This is a genomic window from Paraburkholderia sediminicola (assembly GCF_046026675.1).
Lineage (GTDB): Bacteria > Pseudomonadota > Gammaproteobacteria > Burkholderiales > Burkholderiaceae > Paraburkholderia > Paraburkholderia sediminicola_F.
Map to the genome: position 1 here is coordinate 2833831 of NZ_JAQQEY010000002.1, position 26089 is coordinate 2859919.

Below are 26089 nucleotides of genomic sequence, written 5' to 3' on the forward strand. Positions count from 1 at the left end.
GCGCGACGCTAACAGTGGTGCGGTGCGAGCTTGCCGCATCCATGCCGTCACTCACCCACAGTTAGCGGCGCGGCGCCCCCGTTTGCACCAGCGGCTTCGTCTTGCTCTGGCCGCGCAGGAACTGCAATTCGGCATTCAATCGCGCGACGTCGGCGGCGGCGCCATCCGCGGTTTTCTGCACCGCGGCACGCGCCGCCGATTCCTGCGCCAGCGCAAGCCGCGCGCGAGCGAGTTCCGTCTGTTCGCTGTCTGCATCGACGGGCGCCGCGTTGCATTGATCGGCCGATGTGTCGGCGCGCTGCATATGCCACGCCGCAATGGCCGCCGCGCCACCTGCCGCGCTGAGCACGCACACGATCGCCCACGTGGCCACGCGCAGAAACAGCGGGCGCGTGGGCTGCAACGTATAGGCGCGGTGAGTCAGACTGCCCGCGTCGCGGGAAAAACGTCGTTCAACCATGGGGCGTAGGCGCGAAGAGCGCGAGGTAGGCAGCCGGATCGACCGGCGCGCCATTAACCAGCACTTCAAAATGCAGATGCGGGCCGGTCGAGCGGCCGGTCGAGCCGACATCGGCGACATACTGGCGCGGCAGCACCAGATCGCCGACATGCACGACGACGCGCGACGCGTGGCCGTAACGGGTCACGAGGCCATTGCCATGATCGATTTCGACCGCATTGCCATAGCCCGATTTTTCGCCGGCGAAGATCACCCGGCCACCCGCGGCTGCAAGAATCGGCGTACCCGTTCTGGCGACCAGGTCGATGCCCGGATGAAAACTCAAACGATGCGTGAACGGATCGGTGCGGTTGCCGAACGGCGAGCCGAAGCGCACGCCGTCGGCGGGCATGCGGCCAGGAAAGGCGGTGTACGCAATCGCGTGGTCGGCGGTTTGTTGCTCGAGCGCGGACAGCGTTGCGGCGATGCAATCCAGTTGTTGTTGGGTGCGCGCGGCGTCGGCATGACTGGCCGGTAGCGGCATGACGTCAGTGCAGCGACGCGGCGGTAAAGAAGGACCACCCTCGCCTTCGCTGTCGGTCGCGGACGTGTCCGGTTCAGAGGCAGAGCGCGGGGTAGCTGGTGCAACCGGTGCGCGCGGCGCCGGCCGTGGTGTATTCAGACGTGCCTCGAAATCGCGCAACACGCCGACCTGCATCGTCAGGCGCGCGATGCGCGGTTCGATCTGCGCCACGGATGCATTCAGCTTGCCGAGTTGATCGATCGCGTAGTCGCGCTCAATACGGTTCGCCGTCTGATCGCCGGCGCCGCCATGCACCGGCCAATGCATGCCGATCGTGATGCCCGCGGCGAGCGCCAGTGCTGCTGCACCGCACGCCGTGGCCACCGCGATGGTCAGCGCCGTGCGGCGCGTGACGAAACCGACCGAGCCGCTGGAAAGCTGATTGCCGACGCGAAACACGGAGGACATCAACGATTCCCTGCGCGCGCCACGCGGCCCGCGCAAGGCTGCGCACGGGCTGCATAACGCACGTTCATCGTGTTCGGCTTGTTGAACGCGCCCAGCGTGCTGAGCGTGCTAAAGCGGGAGAGCAAATCGGCGGACAAGGCTAACGGCATGCGGCATCAACCGGACAACATGCCGGCGGCGATAGTGGACAAAGGGCGCCGATTATCGCCTGGCATCACGAACCATCATCTCAAATACAGATGGCAGCGAAGAGCCGCAAGCGGATCCGCACTCAAGCCGACAACGCCGCCGCGTGCCCTCGCCGATCGAGTCCTTCCAGTTCCCCGAGCCGCGCAACCAGTGCATCACTGGCACGCGTCATCGGCATACGCAACTCATCGCGTATCAGGCCTTGCGCGGCGAGCAGGGCCTTCACCGGCGCAGGATTCGGCTCGGCGAACAGCGCCTGGATCAGCGGCGCGATCTCATGAAAAATACGCCGTCCTTCGTCAAGCCGTCCTGCTGACAGCGCACGATACAGCGCGACGAACCGTTCCGGCCGCAGATGCGCCGAGGCCGCGATCGCCCCGCTCCCACCCAGACACAAGGTGTTGAAAATGTTGATATCTTCCCCGGTCAGCACCTGCAAGCGCCCATCGCGAATCAGCGCGAGCGTGGTGTCGAGCGAACCGGCGCAATCCTTCACCGCCTGAATCCGCGGATGCGCGGCGAGCGTCAGCAGCGTGTCGAGTTCGAGCCGCACGGCGGTTCGATAAGGAATGTCGTACAGCACGACAGGCTTGTCGCTCGCATCGGCGAGCGCCATGAAATGCCCGACGATGCCCGCTTGCGAAGGCCGGATGTAGTACGGCGCGGCCATCAGTACACCGGCGATCGGCAGTGCGTTCAGTTGCTCGATGCGTTCCTTCATGCTCGCCGTGTGATTCCCCGACACGCCGACCAGCACCGGCAGCGCGGGTGCGTCTGCCCCGTGAGCGCTGTGAGCGGCGGCTCGCGCTTCGTCGAGAATCGTCGCCAGCACGGCGTCCTGTTCGGCGGCGTCGAGCGCGGCCGGCTCGCCAGTGGTGCCGAGCGCGACCAGCCCGGCGATGCCCGCATCGGCATAGCGGCGCACCAGCGCGCGCAGCGCGGCGTGATCCACTTCGCCGTCGGCGAACGGCGTGATGAGCGGAACCCAGATACCCGAAAAAATAGACATGTCTTTACCTCGATGACGACCGTATCGATTCCGATCAGCGGTGCGAGGGAGGAAAAACAGGGAATGCCGCAGGCGGGCGTTGACCGGCTGTTCCGTCGCACATCTGACGGAACAGCAGCTCCGGTCAGATGAGCGGCTGTTTTTTGGCTTTGGCGCTAACGCTCGGGAAACCCGCGCGTGCGACCACGACGCTCGCAAAAGCGAGACGTGCGGTGGTTGACGGACGGAGTCGGAGCGTTTGGCCGGGATGCATGAAACGCAGTGTAACCGCGTCCGGGGCGAGTTTGCAAAGCAGGTTGGCAAACAGGTTTGCCAAACTCGCAAAATTGCTTGACTTCTGCGACAGGGAAACTAATATACGCACCGCGTACATAGCCGGTACGCAGCCCTTTCCCGACAGGTGCCCGCATGAGCGTCCCACAACAAGCTTTCCTGCGCGACGCGATGCGTCGCATGAACATGACCCGCGAGACCTTCGCAAGCCGTATTGGCGTGTCACGCCGGGCGCTCGACACGTGGTTGCTGCCGGACGATTCGCAGGAATCGCGGGCCATGCCGGAGATCGTGGAGCGTTTCGTGTCGGAAATCGTAGTGCATGGCGAGCCGGGTGAGAACTATACGCAAAGCGTAGACTCACAGTCGCTGGCAAGCCAGATGCTGTTCGAGGGCAAGCCGCAACTACTGTCGGTCGATCAGTTCTCGCGCGACTCGGTCGAGGCGCTGTTTCGCGTCGCCGACATCATGCAGCCGATCGCGCGGCGCCGGAAAATCTCCCGCGTGCTCGAAGGTGCGGTGCTCGGCAATCTGTTTTTCGAAGCCAGCACGCGAACCCGGGTGAGCTTCGGCGCGGCATTCTGCCGGCTCGGCGGTTCGGTGTGCGACACCACCGGCTTCACGTTTTCGTCGATGGCCAAGGGCGAGTCGATCTACGACACCAGCCGCGTGATGAGCGGCTATGTGGATGCGCTGGTGATCCGCCATCCAGAGCAAGGCTCGGTGGCCGAATTCGCGCGCGCCACCAACGTGCCGGTGATCAACGGCGGCGATGGTCCGGGCGAGCATCCGAGCCAGGCGCTGCTCGACCTGTACACGATCCAGCGTGAGTTCTCGCGGCTCGGCAAGATCGTCGACGGGGCGCATATTGCGCTGGTCGGCGACCTGAAATATGGCCGCACAGTGCATTCGCTGGTCAAGCTGCTGGCGCTGTATCGCGGCATCAAGTTCACGCTGATCTCGCCGCCCATGCTCGAAATGCCGAGCTACATCATCGAGCAGATTTCGCGCAACGACCACGTGATCGAGCAGACTCACGATCTGCCCGCCGGGCTGCGCGGCGCCGACGTGGTGTACGCCACACGCATCCAGAAAGAGCGCTTCACCGACGAATCCTTCGAAGGCTATACGCCGGACTTCCAGATCAATCAGGCGCTGATGGACAGCGTGTGCGGCGCCGACACGCTGATCATGCACCCGCTGCCGCGCGACAGCCGGCCGGGCGCGAACGATCTGAGCGTCGATCTGAATCACGATTCGCGTCTAGCGATTTTCCGCCAGACCGACAACGGCATCCCGGTGCGGATGGCGATTTTCGCGGTGCTGCTGGGTGTCGAAAAACTGGTCCAGCATTCGATGCGCGACGCCGCGTGGCGCCCGCCCGTTTATCTTGGTCCGGACGATGCGGTGTTTCACGGCATCGATTGATCAGGATTCGAGATTGAAAAGATGGCCTTGCAGATCACCCGCAAGGCCATTTCGGCAGCTGCAACCTCCATCTTCAGTACACAGCCGATTAAATCCGGACTAGACTGAATTCGTTAGTTTCCCCCTCAACCGCAACATCAACAGTGTCAGTCGCCTTTAAAGAAGTCGCTTATTGCAGTGCGTCACGGATCGATTCGATCCCGGATTCACCCACATACGAACAGGACGACTCATCATGGCTGACACGAGTTATATGGCGCGCAAATCCGTCGCGGATATTGTCGCAAGTGCGGAGGGCGGTGCACACCTGTCGAAGTCGCTGGGCGCGCTCAGCATTACGGCGATGGGTATCGGCGCGATCATCGGCGCCGGCATCTTTGTTCTGACCGGCACGGCCGCGGCCCATTACGCGGGGCCGAGCATCATTCTTTCGTTTGTCCTCGGCGGGATTGCCTGCGCCTTTGTCGGACTCTGCTACTCCGAACTGGCTGCCATGCTGCCGGTCTGCGGCAGCAGTTATACCTACACCTACGCCACGCTCGGCGAATTGTTCGCGTGGATCATCGGCTGGGATCTGATCCTCGAGTATGCGATGGGCGCGGCGACCGTTGCGGTTGGCTGGTCAGGCTACATCGTGAGCCTGTTGCACAACGTCGGGATCAACATTCCGCCCACCATGGCGGCTGCACCCGGCACCACGGTGACGCTCGCCGATGGCAGCACGGTCGCCGGTATCGTCAACTTGCCGGCGGTCTTCATTATCGCCGTGCTGACCACCATGCTCGTGCTCGGCACCAAGGAGTCGGCGCGGCTCAATAACATCATGGTTGCAATCAAACTGACCGTGGTGTTGGCGTTCATCGTCATTGGCGCCTTTTTTGTGCATCCGGCCAACTGGCATCCGTTCATTCCGCAGAATACCGGCGAATTCGGCAATTTCGGCGCGAGCGGCATTCTTCGGGGATCGGCCGTCGTCTTCTTCGCTTTCATCGGCTTCGATGCGGTATCCACCGCGGCCCAGGAAGCACGCAAGCCGCAGATCGACATGCCGATCGGCATTCTTGGCTCGCTGGTGGTCTGCACGATACTCTACATTGCGGTCGCCGGCGTACTGACCGGACTCGTGCCGTATGCCGAACTCAACGTCCCGGATCCGATCGCGAAAGGTGTCGATGCGATCGGCGTCACATGGTTTTCCGTGCTCATCAAGATCGGTGCGCTGACCGGCTTGACAACAGTGATACTCGTGCTGCTGTATGGTCAGAGCCGCATCTTCTTCACGATGTCGCAGGACGGCCTCCTGCCGCACCTGTTCGCGCGAGTCCATCCGCGTCTGCAAACACCTCATCTGAGCCAGATCATGATCGGCGCCATCGTCGCGGTTGTGGCGGCGTTCACACCGATCAACGTGTTAGGCGAGATGGTCAGCATCGGCACTCTGTTCGCCTTCATTCTCGTCTGCGGCGCCGTGATCTATTTACGCCGCAGCGACGCAGCCGCCACGAGGCCGTTCCGCGTGCCGGGCGTGCCGGTGATCCCGATCCTCGGGATCCTGTTTTGCCTGCTGCTGATGACCGGGCTGCCGCTCGTCACGTGGTTACGGCTCGTCGTCTGGCTCGTGATCGGGCTCGTCATCTACGGGATCTACGGTCGCAGTCATTCGCGCCTTCGCCATCCGGAGCGGCCGCGCGACTGATATTACCGACGATGCGGTATTTCACGGCATCGATTGAACGACCGAACGACTGATCACGATTTGCCAATGTAAAGCGGCCTTGCTGAGAACCAGCAAGGCCGCTTTTTTTCCGCCGTCGCTCGAACGCCCGTCACGGGCGCTTCGTCACCCCGTCATCCGTGACTTCTGCTGGATTGTCCGCAGCGCGCGAAAAACGCAAAGTGACATCGCCGTCTATCGCATCCGGGCAAGCCGCCTTGTTCGGGAGAACATATCGTTCCCCGCGCACGCCGGCACTCTTCCACAGCAGGACATTCATCATGACTTTGCGACGCTTCCTGACTCGAGCCTGCCGCGCCGCACGCTCAGCAATCGGCCACCACAACGAACCGGGGGGTTGAAATGGGCACCGACCATTTTTCCAATCGGTTCCGGCTGCGTGCCACACGGGGCCATCCCCTTCCTGACGGCGCATCGCCCGGCGCGCTGCTGGCCCAATTGCGTGACGAATGCGAAGCGATGGCGCGCTACGCGTTGCATCACGGTCTGCCAGTCGCGCCCGAAACCATCGCGTTACTTAGCGCACTGATCGACGGCACGGCGCCTGTCAACCCGCCTCCCGGCACTGCCGGCGACGCGCCTCGTTACGCCGGCACCTCGCAGCACTCGCTTGCATCGATCCACCGAAAACTCGCCGCGCTCATCGCGCCGGCCACACCACAAGCCGTCACGCTGCTCGATGCGCAGCACCGTCTCGGCCGCCCGTTCGCGTGGCTCGGTCCGGTGCCGCTGATCAGGCTGCTGACGGTCGCGGCGATTGCGTTTCTGATCGCCGTGGTCGCAACCGGGCTTTCTCCCGACGTCTCCGCCGACAACGTCGAGCGCGGCTTCCTCGATTCACACGGCACGCAGCTGTTGTGGAATGCGCTGTTCCTGCTCTTTTGCGCGGGACTCGGCGCATCGTTCGCGACGCTGTTTCAGGCACATCGTTACATCGCCGCCTCGACGTACGACCCGAAGTACGACGCATCCTACGGCGCGCGCCTGATTCTCGGCCTCATTGCCGGGTTGATCCTCGTCGAGATGCTGCCGTCGCGCCTGTTCGATCAGGGCAGCATGCACAGCTTCGGCAAGCCCGCCCTCTCAATGCTCGGCGGCTTCTCGGCAACTGCCGTACACCGTCTGCTGCAAAGGCTCGTCGACACGCTCGACACGCTCGTACGCGGCGATCGCTCGTCCGACGCGGACGCCGCACAGCAGACACGCCGCGCCCAGGCCGTGAGCGAACGCACGCAATGGCAGAGTGAGATCGCCGCGAGCCTGCTCGATCTTCAGCAGTCGCTCGATCATCCGGATGCCGGCGACACCGTACGCCGACGCCTCGCGGATCTCACCCGCGCGATGCTCGCAGGCGAGCCGGCCCGGCTGTCCGTTACCCCCGTTCCAAACGACCCGGAGTGACACGATGCTCTTCCTCTACAACATGCCGGCCGCCTTGATGGGTGCGCTGATTGTCGGCGCGACGCTCGCCGCGGCCTTGGGCGGCTATCTGCTGTTTCGCCGCTGCTTCCCGGTTCAACTCGATGCCGAACAGCGCGGCATGACAGTGGCGATGATGTCCGCGGTGACCACCATCAATTCGCTGCTGGTCGCGTTCGCCGCCATCACGGTCTGGGGCACCTACGACGCCGCGGCTGGCACGGTCTCATCCGAGGCCGCGTGCGCCACCGAACTCGCTCACGATCTCGCATCGTTCGGCAAGCCGGATGCACTCACCGCCCGGCAAGAACTGATCGTCTATATCGAACATGTCGTTCGGGACGAATGGCCGCAAATGCAGCAGTACGCCCGCGCGGATGCCGGGACTCAGGCCGCGTTCGACAAGATGTTCGCGACGACCAACCGGATCGTGCCGTCGGACGATCGCGAGCGGGCGCTCCTGACCGAAGTGCTCGCCCGCGTGAATGAGATGACCAAGCTTCGGGAGCATCGGCTGCAGGCACTCGATGTCGCCATGCCGGTGACGTTATGGGGAGTCATGCTGATCGCAAGCGCGCTCTCGCTGGTGCTGCTGTACGTGCTGCCCGTGACCCGCTTTCATCTTGGGCTCGTGACCATCTGGGCAACGACGCTCGGGCTCGCGTTCTTTTTCGTGCTGGCCGTCGACCGGCCGTTCGCCGGCGAAGTCAGCGTGAGTCCGGCGCCCATGCAGCACGCCATCGACACCCTTGCCGGTGAAGACGTCGGACATCAGGCTGCGCCGGCCTAGCCGGTCTTACATACGGCCCCTGCCCCGGGCCGGATGTAAGCGTGGCATTTACTCATGCGTGACGCATAAGAGCGTCTGACCGTGCACGTTTTCAGGTGTCACGTGACGCGCAAGCCACAGCGCCGCCTCCGTGCGATTACTGACGCCGATCTGCCGAAAAAGTGCGTACAGGTGGTTCTTGATGGTCCCTTCCGCGACGTTGAGCACCCGGCAGATCTGCTTGTTCGACTTCCCTTCGGCCAGCAGACGCAACACCTCGCGCTGCCGCGGCGTCAGGCGCTCGAACGCACGATCGCTGAACTGCGCCTGAGCTGGTCCCAGTTCGGCGCCAAGGCCATAAGTGGGTGGAACATAGATCGCGCCCGAGGCGACGCGGCAGAGCGCATCGGCGAATTCGTCCGCGCTCGCATGACGCTCGACGATGCCCGAGGCGCCGGCCATCAGCGCATCGGCGATCGCCTGACGGCACACCGTGCGCACCACGAATAGCCACGGCACCGTCCCCAGGGCGTCCTGCAGCACCTTCGGCCAACCCATCCGCGCGGCACGCTCATCCCATTCAAGGGTGACCGCGCCGACCGTTCCCGGCGACAGGCCTTCCCGGATGCGGTAGATGTCTTCAGGACGCTGGGCCGACCACACCTGGCAACTGCTGTCCCGTCTCCATAAGACATCGGCTACCCCTGCCACAAATAGCGGCGGACTATCGATCATCAGAACGTTCATTTAAGCGTATCCCCTCGGTAGCGAGACGCTCGGGTTCACGTTATTTGCGTCTCTTCGGCTCGCTTTTACCGCTCTTTTGAAAATGACGCACTAGTTCCGTCGATCCGTGAAAAACGTTCTAATGCAAAAGGCACTCCATTTCTTTCAGAATTAATATGTCGCCCGCCCCTGTCGTCATGCATGACGGATGGCCTCTCCACAGATTTCTCCGATTTATGTAATTTGAATAGAGACAGTGTATTCGCACTGTCACAAATTCACCATGGAGGTCTGTATGGATGCCAATTTCATCGGCTCTGTCATTAATGCCTTACCAATGGACCAAATGATCGCCGGTCCACTGAAAGCAATGATTTCAGCGCAAACCCAGGCGGCGAAAAGTTATGCCGATTTTCTGATGCAGGTGTGCATTCAGAACGGCAAGGCAGTCGCCGTGCAGTTCGACTACGACGAAACACTGGTCGACGAGAGCGGCGTATCGAAAGGCGTGGTGCAGAAGACCATGCGCATTCCGCTGCTGGCCGCGATCGTTCATCCCATCATCGCGATCGAAGAAGGCACGATCGACTTCGAGATGGAAATCACGCAGTCGGAGAAGTCGTCGGAGTCCACAGATGCAAGCGGCGAATTCCAGGCGAAGTTTGGCTGGGGTCCGGTCAGCGTGAGCATCTCGGGACGCGTCTCGCACAAGTCGGAGCAAACCCGCAGCACCGATACGCGAGCCAAGTATTCGATCCACACGCAGATCAAGCGGCAGCCTCCGCCGGAAGCGCTGATGCGTGTCATCGACTTCCTGACGGACGCCGCCACCAAACCGGTCGTGACCGAAGACAAGGCGAAAGACGTCAAGCCGCTGCCGGCTACACCGACAGACGGCAAGCTGGTCGGCGAAAGCGCGCAGGCGAGCGGCCAGCAGCCTGTCCATCAGTAAGCACAGCGGCCACTGACGGCGGACGGATACCATGTTCAACTTCTTCAAGCGGCGCCGCGGCGTGCCGGGTTCACACGGCACGCCGGCCGAAGGCGTACCGCACGACGACGTCTCAAAGCGCACGGCCTCGCAGGATGCTAGCGATAGCAAACCGGCCGCCGCGCTCGACACGCGCGAGCCGCCGGTGGCCGCACAAGCTGCGCCGCCCGCCTCGGCGGCGGCAGGCGACGCCGACATGGCGAGCGGCAGCGGCGGAAACGTGCCGCCCGGCACTCCACCGTCCGGCGGTGCGCCGCCGTCGAGCGCGAACGGTCCACCGCCGCCGCCGCGCGGTCTCGCGCTCGACGACATCACGCGCGGCATGCAACATGCGGCAGCCGCCGCGAATCAGTTGCTCTCGCTTCAGTACACCACCGTGCTCGACCAGTTCTTCGACCAGGACGAGGACGGCCTGCTCACGCCACGTGCGGTCGACGTCGCGCTCGACGCGGAGCACACGATGCCGGTGCCGCTAGTCGCGCTGGCGACGCCGCGCGGACTGGCGCTCGACAGGATGGTCGTGCATCTGACGGTGCGCGCGGACTTCACCGAAACGCTGCCGGCAGGCGGATTGGCGGGCGGCGATCAGCGCGGCCGTTTCTTCGTGACGCTCGCGCCGCCGTCGGCACGCCCGAACGCCCAGGGCGAGCAAGCGCAGCGCGACAGTCAGCACATCGACATCGAAATGCAGTTTGTGGCGCTCGACCCGCCCGAAGCGATCATGCGCGTGATCGACGAATACACCCACCGCCTCGTACCGCGCGCACGGCACGACGACGAGGAGAAACGCCATGCCTGAGCAACCCACGTGCACCGGCACGCAAGGTATCGACCTGATCAAACAGTTCGAGGGGTTACGCCTGACCCGCTATCTCGACGCCGTCGGCAAACCGACGATCGGCTATGGGCATCTGATTCTGCCGCACGAAAGCTTCAACCGTCCGCTCTCGGAGTCCGAGGCGCTGGCGCTTCTGAGGCGCGACTTGCGCAGCGCCGAACTCGCGCTGCGCAAGCTGGTACGCGTCGCGGTCACGCAGCAGCAATTCGACGCCTTGATGTCGTTCGTCTTCAACCTCGGCGCGAGGCGGCTGCGTTCTTCAACGCTGCTGCGCTATCTGAACGCGGGCGCAAGCAGTCATGCCGCCGACCAGTTCCTCGTCTGGAACAAAGCGGGCGGCAAACCGCTCGCGGGACTGACGCGCCGCCGCCAGGCCGAACGCAAGCTCTTTCTTTCCTAGTGTCCTGACAGGAGGCTTCCCGATGATTTCGAACCATCACGCCCGGCCGGGTCTCGGGCTTAACTCGCGTGTTGTTTGCGCAATCGCAGCCGCCACCATCGTCCTCTATTCCGTCGCTGATACGCATGCCCAACAGCCAACGCCGGCGCTCACCTGCGAAGCGGAAGTCGTGCGCATCAGTCAGGCCTTGCAGATCGCGCACCAGCCGGCGCTATGCGAGCGCTGCGGCGAGCGGCTTGTGCGCACGCTCGACAGCCTTTACCGGCTCGGCGTGCTACCCACCTTCTACGCATCCGCGGACAGCGCCAACTGGGACGACCCGCAGCGCCGGCCCGCGATGATGAGCGGCCGCAGTCTCGCCGGCATTCCGGACGGCGCCGACCTGCTGGCCGACATCGACAGCGGCTTTGGGCCGCGCGGCATCCACAGGTTGCGCTACACGCCGTCGAACCGGCCTCTAGCCATCACTACGGCCGACCGTAGCGTCTCGATACCGCTGGTACCGTGCGCACCCGGCGGCGCGCCGTGACAACCCGGCAACGCACGGCGGGTGCGGCCCAGGCCATCCGTCCTATGTCGCCGTACCAGTCTTCCGCCCTATTCATGCGAACACGCCGCGCATCTACTCTGCAAGGGTAGTGAGACACAAGCAACGCATGCGTGAGACGTAGACCCGAACACTCATCGAACACACACCCAACAGGAGTAATGGCATGAATTCGGCAGCCATCCATAACAATTCGTTATCCGAACTTGATAGGCACCCACGCAGATCCTGGCACGACGTCCTGCGCGCGCGGTTCAGCGTGGTTGTGCTGATCGCCGCGACCGTCTCGTGCGCAAACGCCGCGGACCTCGCGCCGCTGCCCCCGCTCGGCGCTGATCTGCAACACACGTCCGTCTCCGGCCTGTCGTCCGGCGCTTTCATGGCGGCCCAGTTCGACGTCGCCTGGTCGAGCCGTCTGATCGGCGCGGGCATCGTGGCCGGTGGCGCGTTCGATTGCGCCGGAGAGTCGGCCTTTATCGCGCCTGCCGTGGCGGCGGTCACGCTGTGCATGCAGCCGGCAGGCGCGGCGCCGACTGCGGAAGGCGCATGGCATGCCGCGCAACGCTTTGCGAAAGCCGACCAGATCGACGACCCGGCCAATCTTCGCGAGCAACGCATTTATCTCTTCAGCGGCGCGAAGGATACCGTCGTCGCGACTCGCGTGGTCGATCAGGCCGAGCGTTTCTATGAACTGGCTCAAGTGCCGGCAGCCAGCATCGAGTATCAACGCCATCCGGACGCCGGCCATGCACTGATCACGAACCGCCCGGAAGACTCACCCTGCGATGCGAACCAGAGCCCGTACATCAACAACTGCGGCTTCGAGCAATCGCACGAGATGCTGCGTTGGATCTACGCGAAACCCAATGCGCCGTTGAATGCACCCGCGACGCAGGCAAGCGGCCAGTTGCAGAGCTTCGACCAACGGGAGTTCGATCCCGACCGCCGCGCCTCGCTCGCCGACATGGCCTACGTGTACGTGCCGGCTGATTGCCTGCATGCGGCGTGCGCCGTGCATGTCGCGTTCCACGGTTGCGTGCAGAACGCCGACGCCGTCGGCCAACGATTCGTGCGCGGCGCCGGCTACAACGAGATCGCCGACACCAACCGCCTGATCGTGCTCTACCCGCAGGCTGCGAAATCGGCCGTCAATCCGCTCGGATGCTGGGACTTCTGGGGCTACACGAGCCCGGACCCTGACCATCCCAACTTCAATACCCGCGAAGCGCCGCAAATGGCCGCCGTAATGAAGATGATCGAGCGCCTGGGCGGCGCACGTCAGTGAATGCGGTGATTGTCATCGCTCATCGCTCATCGAAACCGAACCCGAAACCGAAACCGAACCGATCAAGGATCCGTCATGCTCTCGACCCTCATCACACAGTGGGAAAACGCCAATCTCGCCGCCTTCCAGTTATTCAGCAAGCTCGTGGCTCAGTCGGCCAACCCGGCGGGACTGCCTGGCGCCACGACGGATGTCCGTGCGTGGCGCGCCTTCGTCCGCACCGCCCTGCAGAGCACCCAGCAGTACACAAGTGCAGCGCAATCGGCATTCGACGCCGGCTGGCGTGAGCAGCGCGACCGTCTCGCGCTGCCGGGCGCTGCTTCCGCGATCAAGGAATTGGCCGCGATCAATGCCGACCTCGCGACGCGCATCGCCCAAGGTCACGTGCAGCACACCGGTGCGCTTACCGATGCGGCCGCCCAGTATCTCGACGACCTGTCCCGCAGCCGCAACGCCACGGATGCCGCGATGGCCCTCGGCCGCTTCGCGAACGACATGCAGGCGCAGAGCCGGGCGCAAGCGCTGCATACGTCGTCGGTCGCCGGCAGCGTGTCGCCCGCCATCACGCAGTGGATCGAGAAGCATCTCTCGGACGACGACGCGGAGCCCGCGAAATGAACGTCAATCTTCGGTTCGTCAACCGCTCGAATGACTGCGGCAACAGCGAAGTCGTGCTGTTCCAGCGCAACGTGATTCCCGATTTCGACGAGCTCGCGATCGCATGGAAGGTGATTCGCTTCTGCGGCCGGGATTGCATCCATCCGTTCGTCTATTCGACGGAGATCGAGATCGCGCTCGGCGACGAGCACGGCAACTACTCGCCGCGCATGAGCGCGCAGCACGGCGAACGTTTCGTCATCGGAGTTCATCCGACCGGGCGCGCCCGGCTCACCGCCGAACCGGCGCAGGCGGGCGGCACGGACGGCGGTCCGGAAATCCAGGTCGCTAACCGGATGTCGCGCGGCGCGGTCAACGTCAACGCCTTCAACGCCGGCAAGCTGATTGCCGCCAAGCAGGCGGTGGCGCCGGCGCAGAAGGCCGTTTTCCGCTTCACGCCGGCGCTGTGGATTGGCGTGGCCTCGCAGATCGAGGAAGGACACGCGCTCAGTTCCGCTGTGCTGTCGAGTGACAACACGATGCTGCCGCTCGCCGGCATTGCTGCGGGCGACATCGTGATGACAGGCGGCGGCAGCGGCGTCGACGCGCAGCCCTTAGCTTTCACGTTCGAAAACGTCGTGCATCTATAGCGTCTTTAGCGGCTCGAGCCGGCACGACGCCCACATACGGCGTCTCACCTCTTCTTTCGTTTGACGGCCCGTCCAACCGGCAGGCCGGTGGCAAGGTGCGCGGCAAACCGATTGCCGTATTTCAACCTCAAGGAGCAGGCAAGTGGATATTCAACTGAACTTCGTCAACCGTTCGAACGACGCTAACAATTCGAACATCGTGATTTTCCAGAAAAACGTCGCGACGGATTTCGACGAACTGGCGATCGCGTGGAAAGTGATCCGCAATTGCGGCCAGGGCGACAATCATCCGTTCAAGTTTCCAATGACGATGAGCGTCAGCGCGAGCGACAGCTACGGCAACTACATGCCGCAGCAAACCGCGACCAACGGACAGGTCTTCCAGATCGTCCGCTCGACATCGGGCGACGTGCTCACGCTCGGGACGGATCCGGGTAACAGCTCGGAAGTCCAGGTCCGTAACGATCTGCCGAACGGCGCCACGAACGCGACCATTTACAAGGACGGCAGTCCGCTTGCGACCAAAACATCGATCGCGCCGGGGCAAAAGGCCGTGTTCCAGTTCAAGCCGACTCTGTGGATCGGTGTCGCGTCGCAGATCGAACAGGGCGCGTTGCTGAATTCGGCCGTCATCTCCGACATCAACACGGAGCTTTCGCTGCTCGGCATTGCCAGCGCCGACATCGTGATGACGGGCGGCGGTCCCGGCCCGCGCTCGTTGCCGTTCACCTTCCGGCTCGAACACGTCGTGATGGCGTAACGGACACGCGTTCGGCGTCGGAAGATTCGCCATTCGACGCCGCTTCACTCCACCAGGAAAAGGTTCGCCATGGACATCAAACTCAACTTCATCAACCTCTCCAACGACGTCAACAACAGTCAGATCGTGATCTTTCAGAAAAACGTCTCGACGGATTTCGACGAGCTCGCCGTTGCCTGGAAGGTCATCAGCAACTGCGGGCGCGGCGACAATCACCCGTTCGTCTTTCCGCTGCTCACCACGGTTACTGCCAGCGACTCGGACGGTAACTACATGCCGCAAAAAGTCGCGCAGAACGGCCAGATGTTCAGCGTGAGCCGCGCGGCATCCGGCAACGTGCTGGCTATCGCCGGCGCGTCGTCGAGCTCGCGCGAGATCCAGTTGCGCAACGATCTGCGCACGGGCGCCATCAGCGCCGGCGTGTTCAAGGACAACCGGCTGCTCGCGAAGAAGACCGGCATCGTGCCGGGGCAGAAGGCCGTGTTCGAGTTCAAGCCGACGCTCTGGATCGGTACCGCCTCGCAGATCGAGCAAGGCAAGGTGATGAATTCCGCCGTGATCTCCGACATCAACACCGAGTTGTCGCTGCTCGGCATTGCGCGCTGCGACATCGTGATGACGGGCGGTGGCGGCGGGACCACAGCGGTGCCGTATCAGTTCAAGCTGGCGAATATCGTGATGGGCTGAAAGCGCCTCGGCCCATTACCTCGCATGTGACTTTTCGCCCATTTGATCGTGAGTCACCAGGCGCTACCTTTGGTAGTGCAGACAATCCTGGTCCGACGCAAAAAGCCCGGAATCGATCGACGTAATGGATATTTCCGGCCCTGCTCTTGTCCTGCTCATGATTCGCAACAGCAACCTTTAAGGGAGATGCATCATGCCGCTTCACGGAACCGAAACTGAAAAACCAAAGAAGGCGAAGGACTCGTTAGTCAGCGAGTACCACCAGCAGAAGCAGAAAGGCATCACCTTCTGGATCCGCAAAGGGCTTCTGAATGGCAACAACAACCCGGACGTCTACCTGCTTGGCGGCCATCTCGTTGTTCGTCTTTACAACCTGGAAGACGATGAGCAGGCGAATGACGTGTCGGGCACCACCCACTGGATCTTCAAATCGTCGGCCGGTCATTACTATGGAGTCGTCGTCGCCGGACCGCTCGGCGAGGACTAGAACAACGCGGTGATTCGCGGCATCGATTGACCGTCGATTGATTTCGATTTGCCGATGCAAAGCGGCCTTGCTGTGAATCAGCAAGGCCGCTTTTTTATGCCGCCGCAGGGCGCTGTCACGTTGCTGGGATGGTCGGGTAAGATCGCGTGATGAAGAATGCAAAGTCGCTCTACCACGGTCATCGCTTTCCGCCGGCGGTCATCAGTTGTGCTGTGCGCTGGTATTTCAGGTTTCAACTCAGCCTGCGTGATATCGAAGAACTGCTGTCCGAGCGCGGGGTTATCGTCAGTTACGAAACGATCCGACGCTGGTGCGATAAGTTTGGTGCGTGTTTCGCAAACCATGTCAAAGCGGTGCGTCGCAGGCCCGGCACGACCTGGCACCTTGACGAAGTATTTGTGACGTTGCGCGGAGAGCCTTACTTGTTGTGGCGCGCTGTCGATCAGCACGGGATCGAACTCGATATCCTGCTACAGAGGCGCCGCGACAAGGCTGCAGCCAAACGATTTTTCAAGCGTGTGCTTGCCTCGTGTGCTGAAGCACCGCGCAAGATCGTGACCGACCTGCTGCGCAGCTATCCAGCGGCGAAAGCCGAGATTCCGGAACTGGCTCACATCAGGCACATCTTCGTCAAAGCCGGCGCACGGTTGAACAACAGGGCAGAAAACAGTCATCAGATCCGTCCGCTTTCTGAACAAACGCGGAGCCTTTCAGCTCTCGCGTCGCGAACGCTTTAACGTGACAGCGCCGATCAAACCGGTCAGTTCGAAGTCGACGTCATTTCGTCCGTGGTGTTCTTGCAGAGCGAAGCGCAACCGGCGGCAGTTGTTTAACACGGCCGCCGCTCAATAGCGGTCGACGCCCGGTTCATGTCGATTGGCACGACGCCGAATAAGTTCTTGAGTACGCGGTCGCGAGGGGCGCCGCCCGCTTACTCAACCCGCCGACTCCGCTCGCCGGAATATCGGCCGGCCGTCATCTGGCAATGTCGCCTGACCGCGAATTGCCGCTCAGGCCCGAACCATAACCGGAAGTGTCGATTGCAGACGATTTATGCAGCGCTGCACGAAATTCCGCCGCCTTGAATTCGCCGTAAGGGTAGTCCGCCCAGTCGAGCGGGTTGTAACCCGCTTGCTCGGCCTGGATGAGATCGGCGCGTACCTGCGCGCGAGTAACGGACTGCTCGGCCGGTTGCGCGAGCGAAGCAACCGGCGCGGCAACAACGAGGGTGACAGCGACGGCTTTAATCAGCGATTTCATGGTGACCCACCTCTCCAGGCATTGCTTTTCAGGACCACACGCAAAACGCGCGCAGATAGCAAGCACAGTTTAGCAGGACAGAATATTAGGGTAAATACTATATCGGCAGATTCATAGTCCGTTGTTTTGTAGCAAACTGAAGTCCGTCGACGCAGCCCACAGCTTGCGTCGGCGTGATGAACTCTCCGTCGACGAGACGCCAAAGGCCCAATGGGTTAGCTTCCTTCAAGACGTCCGGAAGCAATGCGTCAGGTAGATCCTGATAGCAGACAGGACGAAGGAAACGGTCGATCGCCGTCGCTCCCACCGATGTGAACATCGAATTCGAAGTAGAAGGGAACGGGCCGCCGTGAACCATCGCGTGACACACCTCCACGCCGGTCGGGAAACCGTTGACCAGAATGCGACCCGCCTTGCGTTCGAGTACCGGCAACAGGCGTCGCGCATCGGCATGGTCCGCCGCATCGATCTGAAGCGTGATGGTGAGTTGCCCTTCAACGTGTTCTGCAACCTTCAGCAGCTCATCAAAATCACGGGCGCGAATCACGACCGACGCCGGACCGAACATCTCCGCCTCAAGCTCTGTCGAGGTGAGCAGGCGCTGCGCATCGGTCACGTAGAGCGCCGCCTGCGCAGAGTTCTGACGCTTGCCTGCCGGCTCACCCTGAGCCACCCTCGTCACATCAGGAACCTTGGCTACGGTTCTCGTTCCCTCGCAGTAGGCATCGAAAATACCGGGTGTCAACATCGTCTGCGCCGGCTTGGTAGTCAGCGCATTACCGGCCGCCCCGATGAACCGATCAAGGTCCGGTCCATCGATGGCAACGACGAGACCCGGGTTTGTGCAGAACTGTCCCGCGCCCATTGTCAGCGAATCAGCAAACGCCCTGCCTATCGCTTCGGCGCGGCTCGCGAGCGCACCCGGAAACAGGAACACGGGGTTGATACTGCTCATTTCGGCATAAACAGGAATCGGCTCGGGGCGGGCATTTGCGATGCGCACCAGTGCGAGTCCCCCTTGACGTGACCCTGTGAAACCGACTGCCTTGATCTGAGGATGCCCAACCAGAGCTTCACCTACGTTACGACCGGCACCGAATAGAAGTGAGAACACACCTTCTGGCAAGTCCTGCTCCTTGACCGCCCTCTGAATAGCGCGGCCGACAAGCGCCGACGTACCAAGATGCGCGCCGTGTGCCTTGACGATGACAGGCGCGCCCGCCGCCAGCGCGGATGCGGTATCGCCGCCCGCAACCGAGAACGCAAGTGGAAAGTTGCTTGCACCGAACACCGCGACCGGTCCGAGCGGCATTTTTGCCAGACGCAGGTCGACGCGAGGCAACGGCTGACGCTCGGGTTGCGCATGGTCGATTGTCGAACCGAGAAAGTGTCCGTCTCGCACGACCTTCGCGAACAGGCGCAGTTGACCGACCGTGCGTGCCCGCTCGCCCTGCAGACGCGGTACCGGCAATCCAGTCTCCGCGTGCGCCCGCTCGATCAGTTCGTCTCCCAGCTTCAGAATGTTCTCGGCGATTGCTTCGATAAACGCAGCGCGCTTCGCAAGCGTGACGTGTCGATAGACGTCGAAAGCCTGAGCGGCAAGCGAAACCGCACGCTCGACCTCCTCTGAGCCGCCCATTCCAAACACCGGCTCCGCAATATCCGAGTTAGTGGCGGGATTGAATGCACGCTTGTCACCCCCGGTGCCTCGCAGCGCTGAAAATCCGATGAGCATTTCGCCGGTTAGGATCATGTTGTTTTCCTGGATTGAATTTAATCGAGTTGGTTTTGCAGAACAGAGCGAAAGGGGGCGCGCGAGGCAGCTCGTCGAAATGAGAATTCCGACGAGCATGAGCGTATATACCGCGAGAATAGATGGCGCTCAGCTTCGATTCGAAGCGGCGCGCAAGCGTGGACTCCGTGTAGGGGAAAGGCGCGACAGCGTCAAATCGTGCAGCTAGTTCCGAAGCCAATTCATGGTTGGTTGAACAGTTGAGGGTGGGTAGACACACCACGCGCCATCGTCATGTCGAAAGAAGACGAGCGCCAGCGGCCCGGCCGAACGGGTCACTTCCACTCTCACCACTCGCCATGGCATTTTCCTCGAACGATCAGGTCGGGTGACGCGAAAACTCTCGCCGTTTCCAAACCAGTCCTTCACAAGGGCCTGAAGGGATTTGCACCGATCGTTCATTTCGCATCTCCATGCTCCGCAAGCGACGAGGCGGTATCGATATCATCGTGCGCGTTGCGGTTGCCGTCCATTGAAGTTAAAGGACGATGACTTAACCAGAGCGTTAAGTCTGTTCGTGACATCTTGTTGCGCGCCCCTTTGCCCTCTTTCCCTCGTCCTGTGCCACGCAAGCACTTCAGTCAGTGAACGTTTCGCGTCGGGCCAGCGGCTTGAACAGCCGACTCCATGCAACACTGACGAGGACCGTCGCACAGCCGCCCATTACCACCGAGCCAACCACGCCGAACGCCGTGGCGGTCGCCCCGGATTCGAATTCCCCCAACTGGTTACTCGCGCCGATAAAGAGCGTGTTCACGGCGGCGACCCGTCCGCGCATGCGATCCGGTGTTTCCAGTTGAACAAGCGTCTGCCGCACCACCACGCTGATCGTGTCGGCGCCACCCGAGATCGCCAGCAGTAATAGGGATAGCGGAAACGATCGTGACAGCCCGAAGGCGACGATACACATTCCGTAGATGGCGACAGCAATCAGCAGTTTCTTGCCGACGCGGCTGCCGATGGCTCGCCGGGAGAGTACGAGGCCGACGCAAAGCGCGCCCACAGCCGGCGCGGCGCGTAGCAAGCCCAGACCTTGCGGGCCGACATGCAGAATCTCTCTTGCGTAGACAGGCAGCAGCGCGGTGGCGCCGCCAAACAGGACCGCGAACAGATCGAGAGAGATGCCACCTAGCAACAACGGGTTGCTCCAGACGAAGCGCAGGCCGGCAAGGACCGTCGCCGCCGTGACCGGTTCGCGCGGCGGCGGGACGTAGTCGTAACGTATCAACGCGTACATCACAGCGCTCACGCAGAACAGCACAGTGCAGGTCAGATAGAGGGCGTTGACGCCGATCGCGAACAGCATGCCGCCCAACGCCGGCCCCGCGATTACGCAGACCTGTTGCACCACCGTGCTGAGCGCCATCGAACGTGCCAGCAATGTCTGCGGTATAAGCATCGGCAGCAGCGCTTGCTGTCCCGACATCTGAAACGGCCGAATCGCGCCGAGAACAAGCGAGAGTCCAAGCAGCAGGTCGCGCGTCACGATGTGCGTCATGGTCGATACAGCGAGCAGCGTGGCCGTCGCGGCCTGGGCCGCGAGACAGACTGCGACCATCTGGCCTCGATGCATGCGATCAGCGCAATGGCCGGCGACGAATGTCGTCGCGAGCCCGGGCATGAACTGAAAGAGGCCGACAAGGCCGAGATACCAGGCGCTGGATGTCAGGTCATACATGTGCCAGCTGATCGCCAGCATCAGCATCTGTTGGGCCGTGATGGAACCGACTCGAGCTATGAGGAAGCGCGTCAATGCGGATTGCCGCAGCAAAGACGCATTGCCCGTGCGAGCCGCGGACGCCGGCGACGACGACGACGACGTATCGTGACCGCCCGTCATGCCGGTTCCCACTCTTTCGACAGCGTGTATGACGTTGAGCAACACCCGTTCAGATCGCGCGGCAATAACAGCACGCTTTCCGCGGCGTGGACAGGTGGGTGATTAGCGAGAATTCTTATCGGCATAAAATCAAAAGACAACCAGATGCTACGAAAGGTCAATGTTCGGTGCATTAACCGTCAGGGTAAAAAGAGCATCGACAAGAATCAGCGGCGTATCGGCCGATCTTTTGAACTGAGCGTATTGGCGCTCAGCAATGTTCTCGCCACCATGTCTTCGTTCTGCTGCTCACCGTGTCCGCTCTCATTAACTTTCGGCGCCCATTTCCACTGCAGCAACACCACCGTACTGGTCGCCCCAAGCATCAGAAACACGAAGATCGCGAGCATGGGCAGCGTATAGCTGCCTCCCAGATGAAGTAGCCAACCCGACAGGCTGGCGGAAACGCCACCTGCGAGGCTGGTCGCCACTTGCTGCAAACCCGTGTTCAAGCCCACCGCCTGTTTGGGAATCAGCGTGAGTTTGACCAGAGCGAGATTGTTTGCCGTGACAAGACCCAGCAGAGAAAGAGAGACCACGTTCCAGAATATCGCCATGTCCGGCGACGGCGCGTACGCGCCAAGCAGAACCGTAGTACCGCCGATAAAGCCCGCCACGATGAACGATTTGCGTACCAGCACGGCGTCGTGACCACGCGCGATCAGTCGGTCCGCTGCCCATCCGGAGAACGCCGCCACAATTGCAATGCCGGCAAAACTAAAGAAGGTGTAAAGCCCGGACTGCTGCAAAGAAAGGCCGCGTTGTTCGACGAGATACGCCGGCATCCACGTCATGCAATAGAACGCGAAATAGCTGTAGCAGAAATTGGTAATCAGGCCGCCCCACACCACCGGACTCGCAAGAAGATTGCCGAGCGGCACTGAAGCCGCACGCCGCCTGGCCGCCGCCAGCTCGGTCGACGACGGAAAATCGTTCTTGAGCATCAGCAGCCACGGCATCAGCCAGATCAGCCCGGCAAGGCCGGTGACAATGAACATGGCTTTCCACGAACTGATCGCGATCAGCCACACGGCAATCGGCGCGCCAAGCGCCGGCCCCATCTTTCCTCCGATGGAGTAAATCCCGAGAGCCGTGCCCTTCCGGGTTTCATCGAAGTTGTTGGCGAGGTATCGATACGTGGCTGGCACCACCACGGCTTCAGCAACGCCGATCAACAGACGCACGAGAATCAAAGCGGAAAGCGTCGTGACGAGGCCGGTTGCAGCCGCAGCGAGACACCACAGCAGGAAGCAGATCGCGTATGGCCACTTCACGCCATAACGGTCGACCAGCCAGCCCATCGGCATCTGAAGTAGCCCATAGGACCAGAACATGGCGGAGCCGAGCCAGCCGCGCTCGACGTGTGTCAGCGCATATTCGTGCACGAAGTGATGGTCGGCGAGAGCAGCGGACATGCTCGTGCGGTCCACGAAAGAGATCATCAGCCCGAGTGCAAGCAGCACGAGAATGACCCAGCGGCTCTCGGGCTTTATCACTTTCCGTCGAGTTGTCTCTGTCACGCCGTCTCCCATGTTTTGGCCGTTCTATTCGGCAGTCAGCGATCTCTCATCCCAGGCTGCCGGTCACATCGTCGAACAGTTCATCAACGGACAGGCGACGCGGAATGATCTTCTGGTCGAGTGCCCAGTCGATCGCCAGTTGCAGGCCTTTACGGTTCGCTTCCAGTCCAATCGGCGGAAACACGGCCGGCACCCCTTCGGCAAGCGAGCGGCTTTCCACGATCATTCGATAAATCTCACGCACGACCTCAGGATGCTCCTTCGACACATTCTCGTGCACCACGAACATGTGGTTGATCGGCACGACGCCGGTGCGCGCAAACCAGTCTTTCGCGGCGGCCTGAGCGTCGGGCACCAGCGTGCGTACACGTTCGTCCTTCGGCATGTCCTCGCCGAGCAACGCCGCGGCAAGCTCGCCATCGAGCATCATCTGCGGAATCGACGAGCCCGCCGGCAGGCGTTCGCAGTTTGCTGGATCGCTATATTCGGCAAGGTGCCCATCGCCCAGCGTCATCCATGTCACCTTGTCGAGATCGACGCCGTATTCGTGGCGCAAAACGCCACGAATCCACAGCGCGGTCGTCTGGGTGTAAGTCCGCACGCCAACTTTTTTGCCTTCGATATCTTTTGGATCGAGGTGTCCGAAGTCGAGGTTGTAACCGGCGCAATGATGCTGGAAGCGCCCTGAAATCGGCGTCGGCAGCAGAACGTATGGCTTGCCGTACGCTTTGGCCTGCAGAAACGTGACGATGGCCAGTTCGCCAGCGTCGAACTTATTCTCGCGCACCATGGCCTTGAAGCCATTGTGCGCCGGCGTCGGCCCGCAGTAGTCGAGCGTCACGAGGTCCGAGTTCACCCGTCCGTCACGCATCGCCCTGGTCACCCCGTATTCGGCCAGATTGGTGCGCAGCGTCGGCGCCGCTGTCTGCGTCGTTGTCATAGATTTCACTCCTTTTGCCTGAATCTTCTGGATCGAGTTACAACTACAGTCGGACCTCAATGAGGCAGGGGCCCGGCTCGCGCACCGAGTCCCGCATCGCCTTGTGGAAGCTCTCTGCCGTGTCCACCGCCACCGCCGGCACGCCCATGCTCTTCGCCATGGCCAGCCAGTCGATGCGCGGCTTGTCGATATCGATCATGGACATCGCCCGTTCGCCGGGCGTGCCCGCGCCCATGTTGGCGTACTCGGCCTTGAGGATCGCGTAGCTGTTGTTTGCAAAGATGATCGTCGTGACGTTCAGGCTCTCGCGCGCCTGCGTCCATAGCGACTGGATCGTGTACATCGCGCTGCCGTCGCCGACCATGCAGAAGACGCGCCGGTCGGGACAAGCCAGCGCCGCGCCGGTGGCCACGGGCGTGGCGTAACCGATAGAGCCGCCCATGTTGTTGATGAGGTCGTGCGGCAGCGCGCCCATGGTCAGGTTCATGGACTCGCGGCCCGTCGTCAGCGATTCGTCCACGACGATGCAGTGCTCGGGCAGCGCCGCGGCCAGCGCGTGCGCGATGCTCGTAGGGTTGAGCGCGCCGGCCGGCACCGGCGTCTCGATGCGCGGCTGCACGAGCGGTGCGGCGCCATCGGCGCCGAGCGCCTGCAACAGCATGTCGAAGGCGAGTTCGCTGTCCTCGTCGGCTTCGACGAGCGTATGAACCAGCGTGCCCTCGGTCTTCAACAGACTCGGCTTGTCCGGATAAGCGAAGAAAGCCACGGGCTCCCTCGTCTCGACCGTGACGATGTGCTTGTATCCGCTGAGAAAAGCCGTGGCCTGCGCGACCGCGTACGGAATGCGCGCCATCGGCACGCGGCCCGCGCCGCGTTCGATGCGCGCGGTGAAGAACTGCGAGCCCAGTTGCGCGCCGGTGGCCGCGGCCACGCGGCCGGCCTTGTCGAGCGCCGCGCCACGCGTGGCTTTGTTGGCCAGGATGATCAGTGTCGGTTCGCCCGAGCGCAGCGCGCGGGCGACGTGCTCGATGCGCGCGGCGCTCGGCGTCTTGCGCTTCGCCGCGACGGGCGGCGGCAGCACCGGGGCCCCCGCGACCGGCTGCCACGAGGTATCGCCGGGCAGGATCAGTGTGGCGATCTGCCCCGGATGCTCGCTCGCCGCGGCCACTGCCTGGGCCGTGTCCCAGGCGATGGTGTTCGACGATTCGGCCCGCCGCACCCAGTGACTCAGCGGCCGAGCCAGGCCCTCGATGTCCGAGGTCAGCGGCGGGTCATACTTGAGATGTGACACCGAATGCTCGCCGACGACGTTAACCATGCCCGACGAAGCGCGCTTTGCATTGTGGATGTTCGCGAGACCATTCGCCAATCCCGGTCCCAGATGCAGCAACGTCGAGGCCGGCTTATCCTTCATCCGGTACCAGCCGTCGGCTGCGCCGGTCGCCACGCCCTCGAACAGGCACAACACGCTGCGCATTTTCGGATTGTCTCCCAACGCCGCGAGGAAGTGCATCTCCGAGGTGCCTGGATTGGCGAAGCAGATGTCCACGTCCTGATCGACCAGGGTCGCGACCAGACTTTCCGCGCCGTTCATCAGTAACCTGCCACTTCGCGTGCGAGACCGACCACGCCATAAGTCCGCTGCGGTGCCGACATCAGGAAGCGGTAGCCCTCGTCGATCAGGCGGCGATGGTTCTTGGCCGTGACGTGCGGATTCCCGACCACCACCTTGTGCTTGTGGCAAGTCTCAGCGATCCGGCGCATTGCATCCACGACCTCGGGGTGCTCGTACTGGCGCGCGAATCCCAGCTCCTGACTCAGATCACCTTCACCGATCAGAATGAAACCAATGCCGGGCACGTTAGCGAGAATATCGTCGAGGTTCTCGATGGCCTGCGTGCTTTCGCACATCAGCCCGACGAGAATCTCGCCCTGCGGCGCCAGCGGCCACACGTCGGCCTTTTCGTAGTATTCCTGCATCGAAAGCCCCCAGTAGCGCGCCGCATTGGCCGGGCCGTCGCCACGCACGCCCTTGGGCTCGTACAGCGGCGCGCTCTTCGGCCGCGCATAACGGCAGGACGCGACAGCGTTGTAGGCCTGCTCGACGGTCGCCACATGCGGCCAGATCACGCCGTAAGCACCGCGGTCCAGCACCTGCTTGGCGAAGCTCTGGTTCATCTCGACGCCATTGGCCGGAATCCGCGCCAGCGGTGTCACCTTGGGGGCCACCGATGCGGACTCGGCGATCTGTTTGCGGCTGAGCATGTACTGCAGAGCGTCGCCAAGCGCGCTCACGTCGTACGGGTTGTGCTCCATTTCGAAGACGATGCCGTCATACGGCGAATCGCTCATTTCGATGGCGGTCTGCTTATCGAGCTTGGCGAAAGCGGCATGCGCGGGTTTGCCCGATTCGAAGGCGCGAATGATGCTGTTGAGACGGTTGGTCGACATAGGAATCTCTCTTTCTCGCTGCGGTGC

The 26089-nt window shown here is 62.3% G+C and carries 26 protein-coding genes and 1 pseudogene; 15 read left to right on the top strand and 12 right to left on the bottom strand.

Annotated elements, in window-relative coordinates; genetic code table 11:
- Positions 1 to 61: 61 nt before the first annotated feature.
- From PQQ86_RS32335 to dapA, 3 genes are all read right to left on the bottom strand, one after another.
- A complete protein-coding gene (locus tag PQQ86_RS32335; protein WP_408276430.1) occupies positions 62 to 460 on the bottom strand; it encodes a hypothetical protein in 399 nt (132 codons plus the stop codon).
- Entirely contained in the window at positions 453 to 1430 is a 978-nt protein-coding gene (locus PQQ86_RS32340) for a M23 family metallopeptidase (protein ID WP_408276433.1), read from the bottom strand. Before PQQ86_RS32340 ends, PQQ86_RS32335 begins: the two co-directional genes overlap by 8 nt.
- Positions 1431 to 1701: 271 nt before the next feature.
- On the bottom strand, positions 1702 to 2628 hold the full coding sequence (gene dapA, locus PQQ86_RS32345) for a 4-hydroxy-tetrahydrodipicolinate synthase (RefSeq protein WP_408276436.1): 927 nt from the start codon (positions 2626 to 2628) through the stop codon (positions 1702 to 1704).
- 408 nt (positions 2629 to 3036) lie between these two features.
- On the opposite strand from dapA, the gene PQQ86_RS32350 reads away from it, so the two are divergent.
- Both PQQ86_RS32350 and PQQ86_RS32355 read left to right on the top strand, forming a co-directional pair.
- Positions 3037 to 4329 (top strand): aspartate carbamoyltransferase, encoded by a 1293-nt coding sequence (locus PQQ86_RS32350; protein ID WP_175050202.1) that lies wholly within the window; start codon positions 3037 to 3039, stop codon positions 4327 to 4329.
- A 235-nt stretch (positions 4330 to 4564) separates the two neighbouring features.
- Positions 4565 to 6025: an amino acid permease gene (locus PQQ86_RS32355; protein WP_408276439.1), complete on the top strand. Its 1461-nt coding sequence runs from the start codon at positions 4565 to 4567 to the stop codon at positions 6023 to 6025.
- A 130-nt stretch (positions 6026 to 6155) separates the two neighbouring features.
- Here PQQ86_RS32355 and PQQ86_RS32360 read toward each other — a convergent pair whose 3' ends face one another.
- Positions 6156 to 6326, bottom strand: a complete 171-nt coding sequence (locus PQQ86_RS32360) for a hypothetical protein (RefSeq protein ID WP_408276442.1) — start codon at positions 6324 to 6326, stop codon at positions 6156 to 6158.
- Positions 6327 to 6406: 80 nt separating this feature from the next.
- Here PQQ86_RS32360 and PQQ86_RS32365 point away from each other — a divergent pair, with 80 nt between their 5' ends.
- Complete coding sequence (locus tag PQQ86_RS32365; protein WP_408276445.1) at positions 6407 to 7465, top strand: hypothetical protein; 1059 nt, start codon at positions 6407 to 6409, stop codon at positions 7463 to 7465.
- Positions 7466 to 7469: 4 nt separating this feature from the next.
- On the top strand, positions 7470 to 8273 hold the full coding sequence (locus tag PQQ86_RS32370; protein ID WP_408276448.1) for a bestrophin-like domain: 804 nt from the start codon (positions 7470 to 7472) through the stop codon (positions 8271 to 8273).
- Positions 8274 to 8321: 48 nt separating this feature from the next.
- Here PQQ86_RS32370 and PQQ86_RS32375 read toward each other — a convergent pair whose 3' ends face one another.
- Positions 8322 to 8999, bottom strand: a complete 678-nt coding sequence (locus PQQ86_RS32375; RefSeq protein ID WP_408276451.1) for a response regulator transcription factor — start codon at positions 8997 to 8999, stop codon at positions 8322 to 8324.
- A gap of 274 nt (positions 9000 to 9273) precedes the next feature.
- Between PQQ86_RS32375 and PQQ86_RS32380 the strand changes: the two genes are divergently transcribed.
- The 11 genes and pseudogenes from PQQ86_RS32380 to PQQ86_RS32430 form a co-directional block, all read left to right on the top strand.
- The gene (locus PQQ86_RS32380; RefSeq protein WP_408276455.1) at positions 9274 to 9930 is read left to right on the top strand and encodes a DUF2589 domain-containing protein; all 657 of its coding nucleotides are present in this window, start codon (positions 9274 to 9276) and stop codon (positions 9928 to 9930) included.
- A gap of 31 nt (positions 9931 to 9961) precedes the next feature.
- Positions 9962 to 10768: a DUF2589 domain-containing protein gene (locus tag PQQ86_RS32385; protein ID WP_408276459.1), complete on the top strand. Its 807-nt coding sequence runs from the start codon at positions 9962 to 9964 to the stop codon at positions 10766 to 10768.
- Entirely contained in the window at positions 10761 to 11207 is a 447-nt protein-coding gene (locus PQQ86_RS32390; protein ID WP_408276463.1) for a lysozyme, read from the top strand. The genes PQQ86_RS32385 and PQQ86_RS32390 overlap by 8 nt, the downstream gene beginning before the upstream one ends.
- 22 nt (positions 11208 to 11229) lie before the next feature.
- Complete coding sequence (locus tag PQQ86_RS32395) at positions 11230 to 11736, top strand: hypothetical protein (RefSeq protein ID WP_408276466.1); 507 nt, start codon at positions 11230 to 11232, stop codon at positions 11734 to 11736.
- A 184-nt stretch (positions 11737 to 11920) separates the two neighbouring features.
- The gene (locus PQQ86_RS32400; RefSeq protein ID WP_408276468.1) at positions 11921 to 13039 is read left to right on the top strand and encodes an extracellular catalytic domain type 2 short-chain-length polyhydroxyalkanoate depolymerase; all 1119 of its coding nucleotides are present in this window, start codon (positions 11921 to 11923) and stop codon (positions 13037 to 13039) included.
- 75 nt (positions 13040 to 13114) lie between these two features.
- On the top strand, positions 13115 to 13657 hold the full coding sequence (locus PQQ86_RS32405; protein WP_408276470.1) for a hypothetical protein: 543 nt from the start codon (positions 13115 to 13117) through the stop codon (positions 13655 to 13657).
- Positions 13654 to 14286, top strand: a complete 633-nt coding sequence (locus PQQ86_RS32410) for a hypothetical protein (RefSeq protein ID WP_408276473.1) — start codon at positions 13654 to 13656, stop codon at positions 14284 to 14286. Before PQQ86_RS32405 ends, PQQ86_RS32410 begins: the two co-directional genes overlap by 4 nt.
- Positions 14287 to 14428: 142 nt before the next feature.
- Positions 14429 to 15046, top strand: a complete 618-nt coding sequence (locus tag PQQ86_RS32415; RefSeq protein ID WP_200566597.1) for a hypothetical protein — start codon at positions 14429 to 14431, stop codon at positions 15044 to 15046.
- A 69-nt stretch (positions 15047 to 15115) separates the two neighbouring features.
- Positions 15116 to 15733 (top strand): hypothetical protein, encoded by a 618-nt coding sequence (locus PQQ86_RS32420; RefSeq protein WP_054038865.1) that lies wholly within the window; start codon positions 15116 to 15118, stop codon positions 15731 to 15733.
- Between the two features lie 193 nt (positions 15734 to 15926).
- Positions 15927 to 16220 carry a hypothetical protein gene (locus tag PQQ86_RS32425; protein ID WP_408276477.1) on the top strand — a complete coding sequence of 98 codons (294 nt, stop codon included), beginning with the start codon at positions 15927 to 15929 and terminating at the stop codon, positions 16218 to 16220.
- Between the two features lie 149 nt (positions 16221 to 16369).
- Positions 16370 to 16930 (top strand): annotated as a pseudogene (locus PQQ86_RS32430) (IS6 family transposase); the annotation flags it as partial.
- A 265-nt stretch (positions 16931 to 17195) separates the two neighbouring features.
- Here the strand turns inward: PQQ86_RS32430 and PQQ86_RS32435 are convergent.
- The 7 genes from PQQ86_RS32435 to PQQ86_RS32465 all read right to left on the bottom strand — a co-directional run bounded on the left by PQQ86_RS32435 (position 17196) and on the right by PQQ86_RS32465 (position 26062).
- Positions 17196 to 17480 (bottom strand): DUF4148 domain-containing protein, encoded by a 285-nt coding sequence (locus PQQ86_RS32435; protein ID WP_408276479.1) that lies wholly within the window; start codon positions 17478 to 17480, stop codon positions 17196 to 17198.
- A 97-nt stretch (positions 17481 to 17577) separates the two neighbouring features.
- Positions 17578 to 19233, bottom strand: coding sequence for an aldehyde dehydrogenase (NADP(+)) (locus PQQ86_RS32440; RefSeq protein ID WP_408276483.1), 1656 nt, complete (start codon positions 19231 to 19233; stop codon positions 17578 to 17580).
- 616 nt (positions 19234 to 19849) lie between these two features.
- Positions 19850 to 21112, bottom strand: a complete 1263-nt coding sequence (locus tag PQQ86_RS32445) for an MFS transporter (RefSeq protein ID WP_408276487.1) — start codon at positions 21110 to 21112, stop codon at positions 19850 to 19852.
- Positions 21113 to 21318: 206 nt separating this feature from the next.
- Positions 21319 to 22671 (bottom strand): MFS transporter, encoded by a 1353-nt coding sequence (locus PQQ86_RS32450; RefSeq protein ID WP_408276490.1) that lies wholly within the window; start codon positions 22669 to 22671, stop codon positions 21319 to 21321.
- A gap of 46 nt (positions 22672 to 22717) precedes the next feature.
- The gene (locus tag PQQ86_RS32455) at positions 22718 to 23611 is read right to left on the bottom strand and encodes a type 2 periplasmic-binding domain-containing protein (protein WP_408276493.1); all 894 of its coding nucleotides are present in this window, start codon (positions 23609 to 23611) and stop codon (positions 22718 to 22720) included.
- A 43-nt stretch (positions 23612 to 23654) separates the two neighbouring features.
- Positions 23655 to 25205 (bottom strand): acetolactate synthase large subunit, encoded by a 1551-nt coding sequence (locus PQQ86_RS32460; protein WP_408276496.1) that lies wholly within the window; start codon positions 25203 to 25205, stop codon positions 23655 to 23657.
- Positions 25205 to 26062 carry an HpcH/HpaI aldolase family protein gene (locus tag PQQ86_RS32465; RefSeq protein ID WP_408276498.1) on the bottom strand — a complete coding sequence of 286 codons (858 nt, stop codon included), beginning with the start codon at positions 26060 to 26062 and terminating at the stop codon, positions 25205 to 25207. Before PQQ86_RS32465 ends, PQQ86_RS32460 begins: the two co-directional genes overlap by 1 nt.
- Positions 26063 to 26089: the final 27 nt, after the last annotated feature.

Coding starts and splice junctions, on each gene's coding strand:
- PQQ86_RS32335 (WP_408276430.1), bottom strand. CDS start 460: ATGGTTGAACGACGTTTTTCCCGCGACGCGGGCAGTCTGACTCACCGC.
- PQQ86_RS32340 (WP_408276433.1), bottom strand. CDS start 1,430: ATGTCCTCCGTGTTTCGCGTCGGCAATCAGCTTTCCAGCGGCTCGGTC.
- dapA (WP_408276436.1), bottom strand. CDS start 2,628: ATGTCTATTTTTTCGGGTATCTGGGTTCCGCTCATCACGCCGTTCGCC.
- PQQ86_RS32350 (WP_175050202.1), top strand. CDS start 3,037: ATGAGCGTCCCACAACAAGCTTTCCTGCGCGACGCGATGCGTCGCATG.
- PQQ86_RS32355 (WP_408276439.1), top strand. CDS start 4,565: ATGGCTGACACGAGTTATATGGCGCGCAAATCCGTCGCGGATATTGTC.
- PQQ86_RS32360 (WP_408276442.1), bottom strand. CDS start 6,326: ATGATGAATGTCCTGCTGTGGAAGAGTGCCGGCGTGCGCGGGGAACGA.
- PQQ86_RS32365 (WP_408276445.1), top strand. CDS start 6,407: ATGGGCACCGACCATTTTTCCAATCGGTTCCGGCTGCGTGCCACACGG.
- PQQ86_RS32370 (WP_408276448.1), top strand. CDS start 7,470: ATGCTCTTCCTCTACAACATGCCGGCCGCCTTGATGGGTGCGCTGATT.
- PQQ86_RS32375 (WP_408276451.1), bottom strand. CDS start 8,999: ATGAACGTTCTGATGATCGATAGTCCGCCGCTATTTGTGGCAGGGGTA.
- PQQ86_RS32380 (WP_408276455.1), top strand. CDS start 9,274: ATGGATGCCAATTTCATCGGCTCTGTCATTAATGCCTTACCAATGGAC.
- PQQ86_RS32385 (WP_408276459.1), top strand. CDS start 9,962: ATGTTCAACTTCTTCAAGCGGCGCCGCGGCGTGCCGGGTTCACACGGC.
- PQQ86_RS32390 (WP_408276463.1), top strand. CDS start 10,761: ATGCCTGAGCAACCCACGTGCACCGGCACGCAAGGTATCGACCTGATC.
- PQQ86_RS32395 (WP_408276466.1), top strand. CDS start 11,230: ATGATTTCGAACCATCACGCCCGGCCGGGTCTCGGGCTTAACTCGCGT.
- PQQ86_RS32400 (WP_408276468.1), top strand. CDS start 11,921: ATGAATTCGGCAGCCATCCATAACAATTCGTTATCCGAACTTGATAGG.
- PQQ86_RS32405 (WP_408276470.1), top strand. CDS start 13,115: ATGCTCTCGACCCTCATCACACAGTGGGAAAACGCCAATCTCGCCGCC.
- PQQ86_RS32410 (WP_408276473.1), top strand. CDS start 13,654: ATGAACGTCAATCTTCGGTTCGTCAACCGCTCGAATGACTGCGGCAAC.
- PQQ86_RS32420 (WP_054038865.1), top strand. CDS start 15,116: ATGGACATCAAACTCAACTTCATCAACCTCTCCAACGACGTCAACAAC.
- PQQ86_RS32425 (WP_408276477.1), top strand. CDS start 15,927: ATGCCGCTTCACGGAACCGAAACTGAAAAACCAAAGAAGGCGAAGGAC.
- PQQ86_RS32435 (WP_408276479.1), bottom strand. CDS start 17,480: ATGAAATCGCTGATTAAAGCCGTCGCTGTCACCCTCGTTGTTGCCGCG.
- PQQ86_RS32440 (WP_408276483.1), bottom strand. CDS start 19,233: ATGATCCTAACCGGCGAAATGCTCATCGGATTTTCAGCGCTGCGAGGC.
- PQQ86_RS32445 (WP_408276487.1), bottom strand. CDS start 21,112: ATGACGGGCGGTCACGATACGTCGTCGTCGTCGTCGCCGGCGTCCGCG.
- PQQ86_RS32455 (WP_408276493.1), bottom strand. CDS start 23,611: ATGACAACGACGCAGACAGCGGCGCCGACGCTGCGCACCAATCTGGCC.
- PQQ86_RS32460 (WP_408276496.1), bottom strand. CDS start 25,205: ATGAACGGCGCGGAAAGTCTGGTCGCGACCCTGGTCGATCAGGACGTG.
- PQQ86_RS32465 (WP_408276498.1), bottom strand. CDS start 26,062: ATGTCGACCAACCGTCTCAACAGCATCATTCGCGCCTTCGAATCGGGC.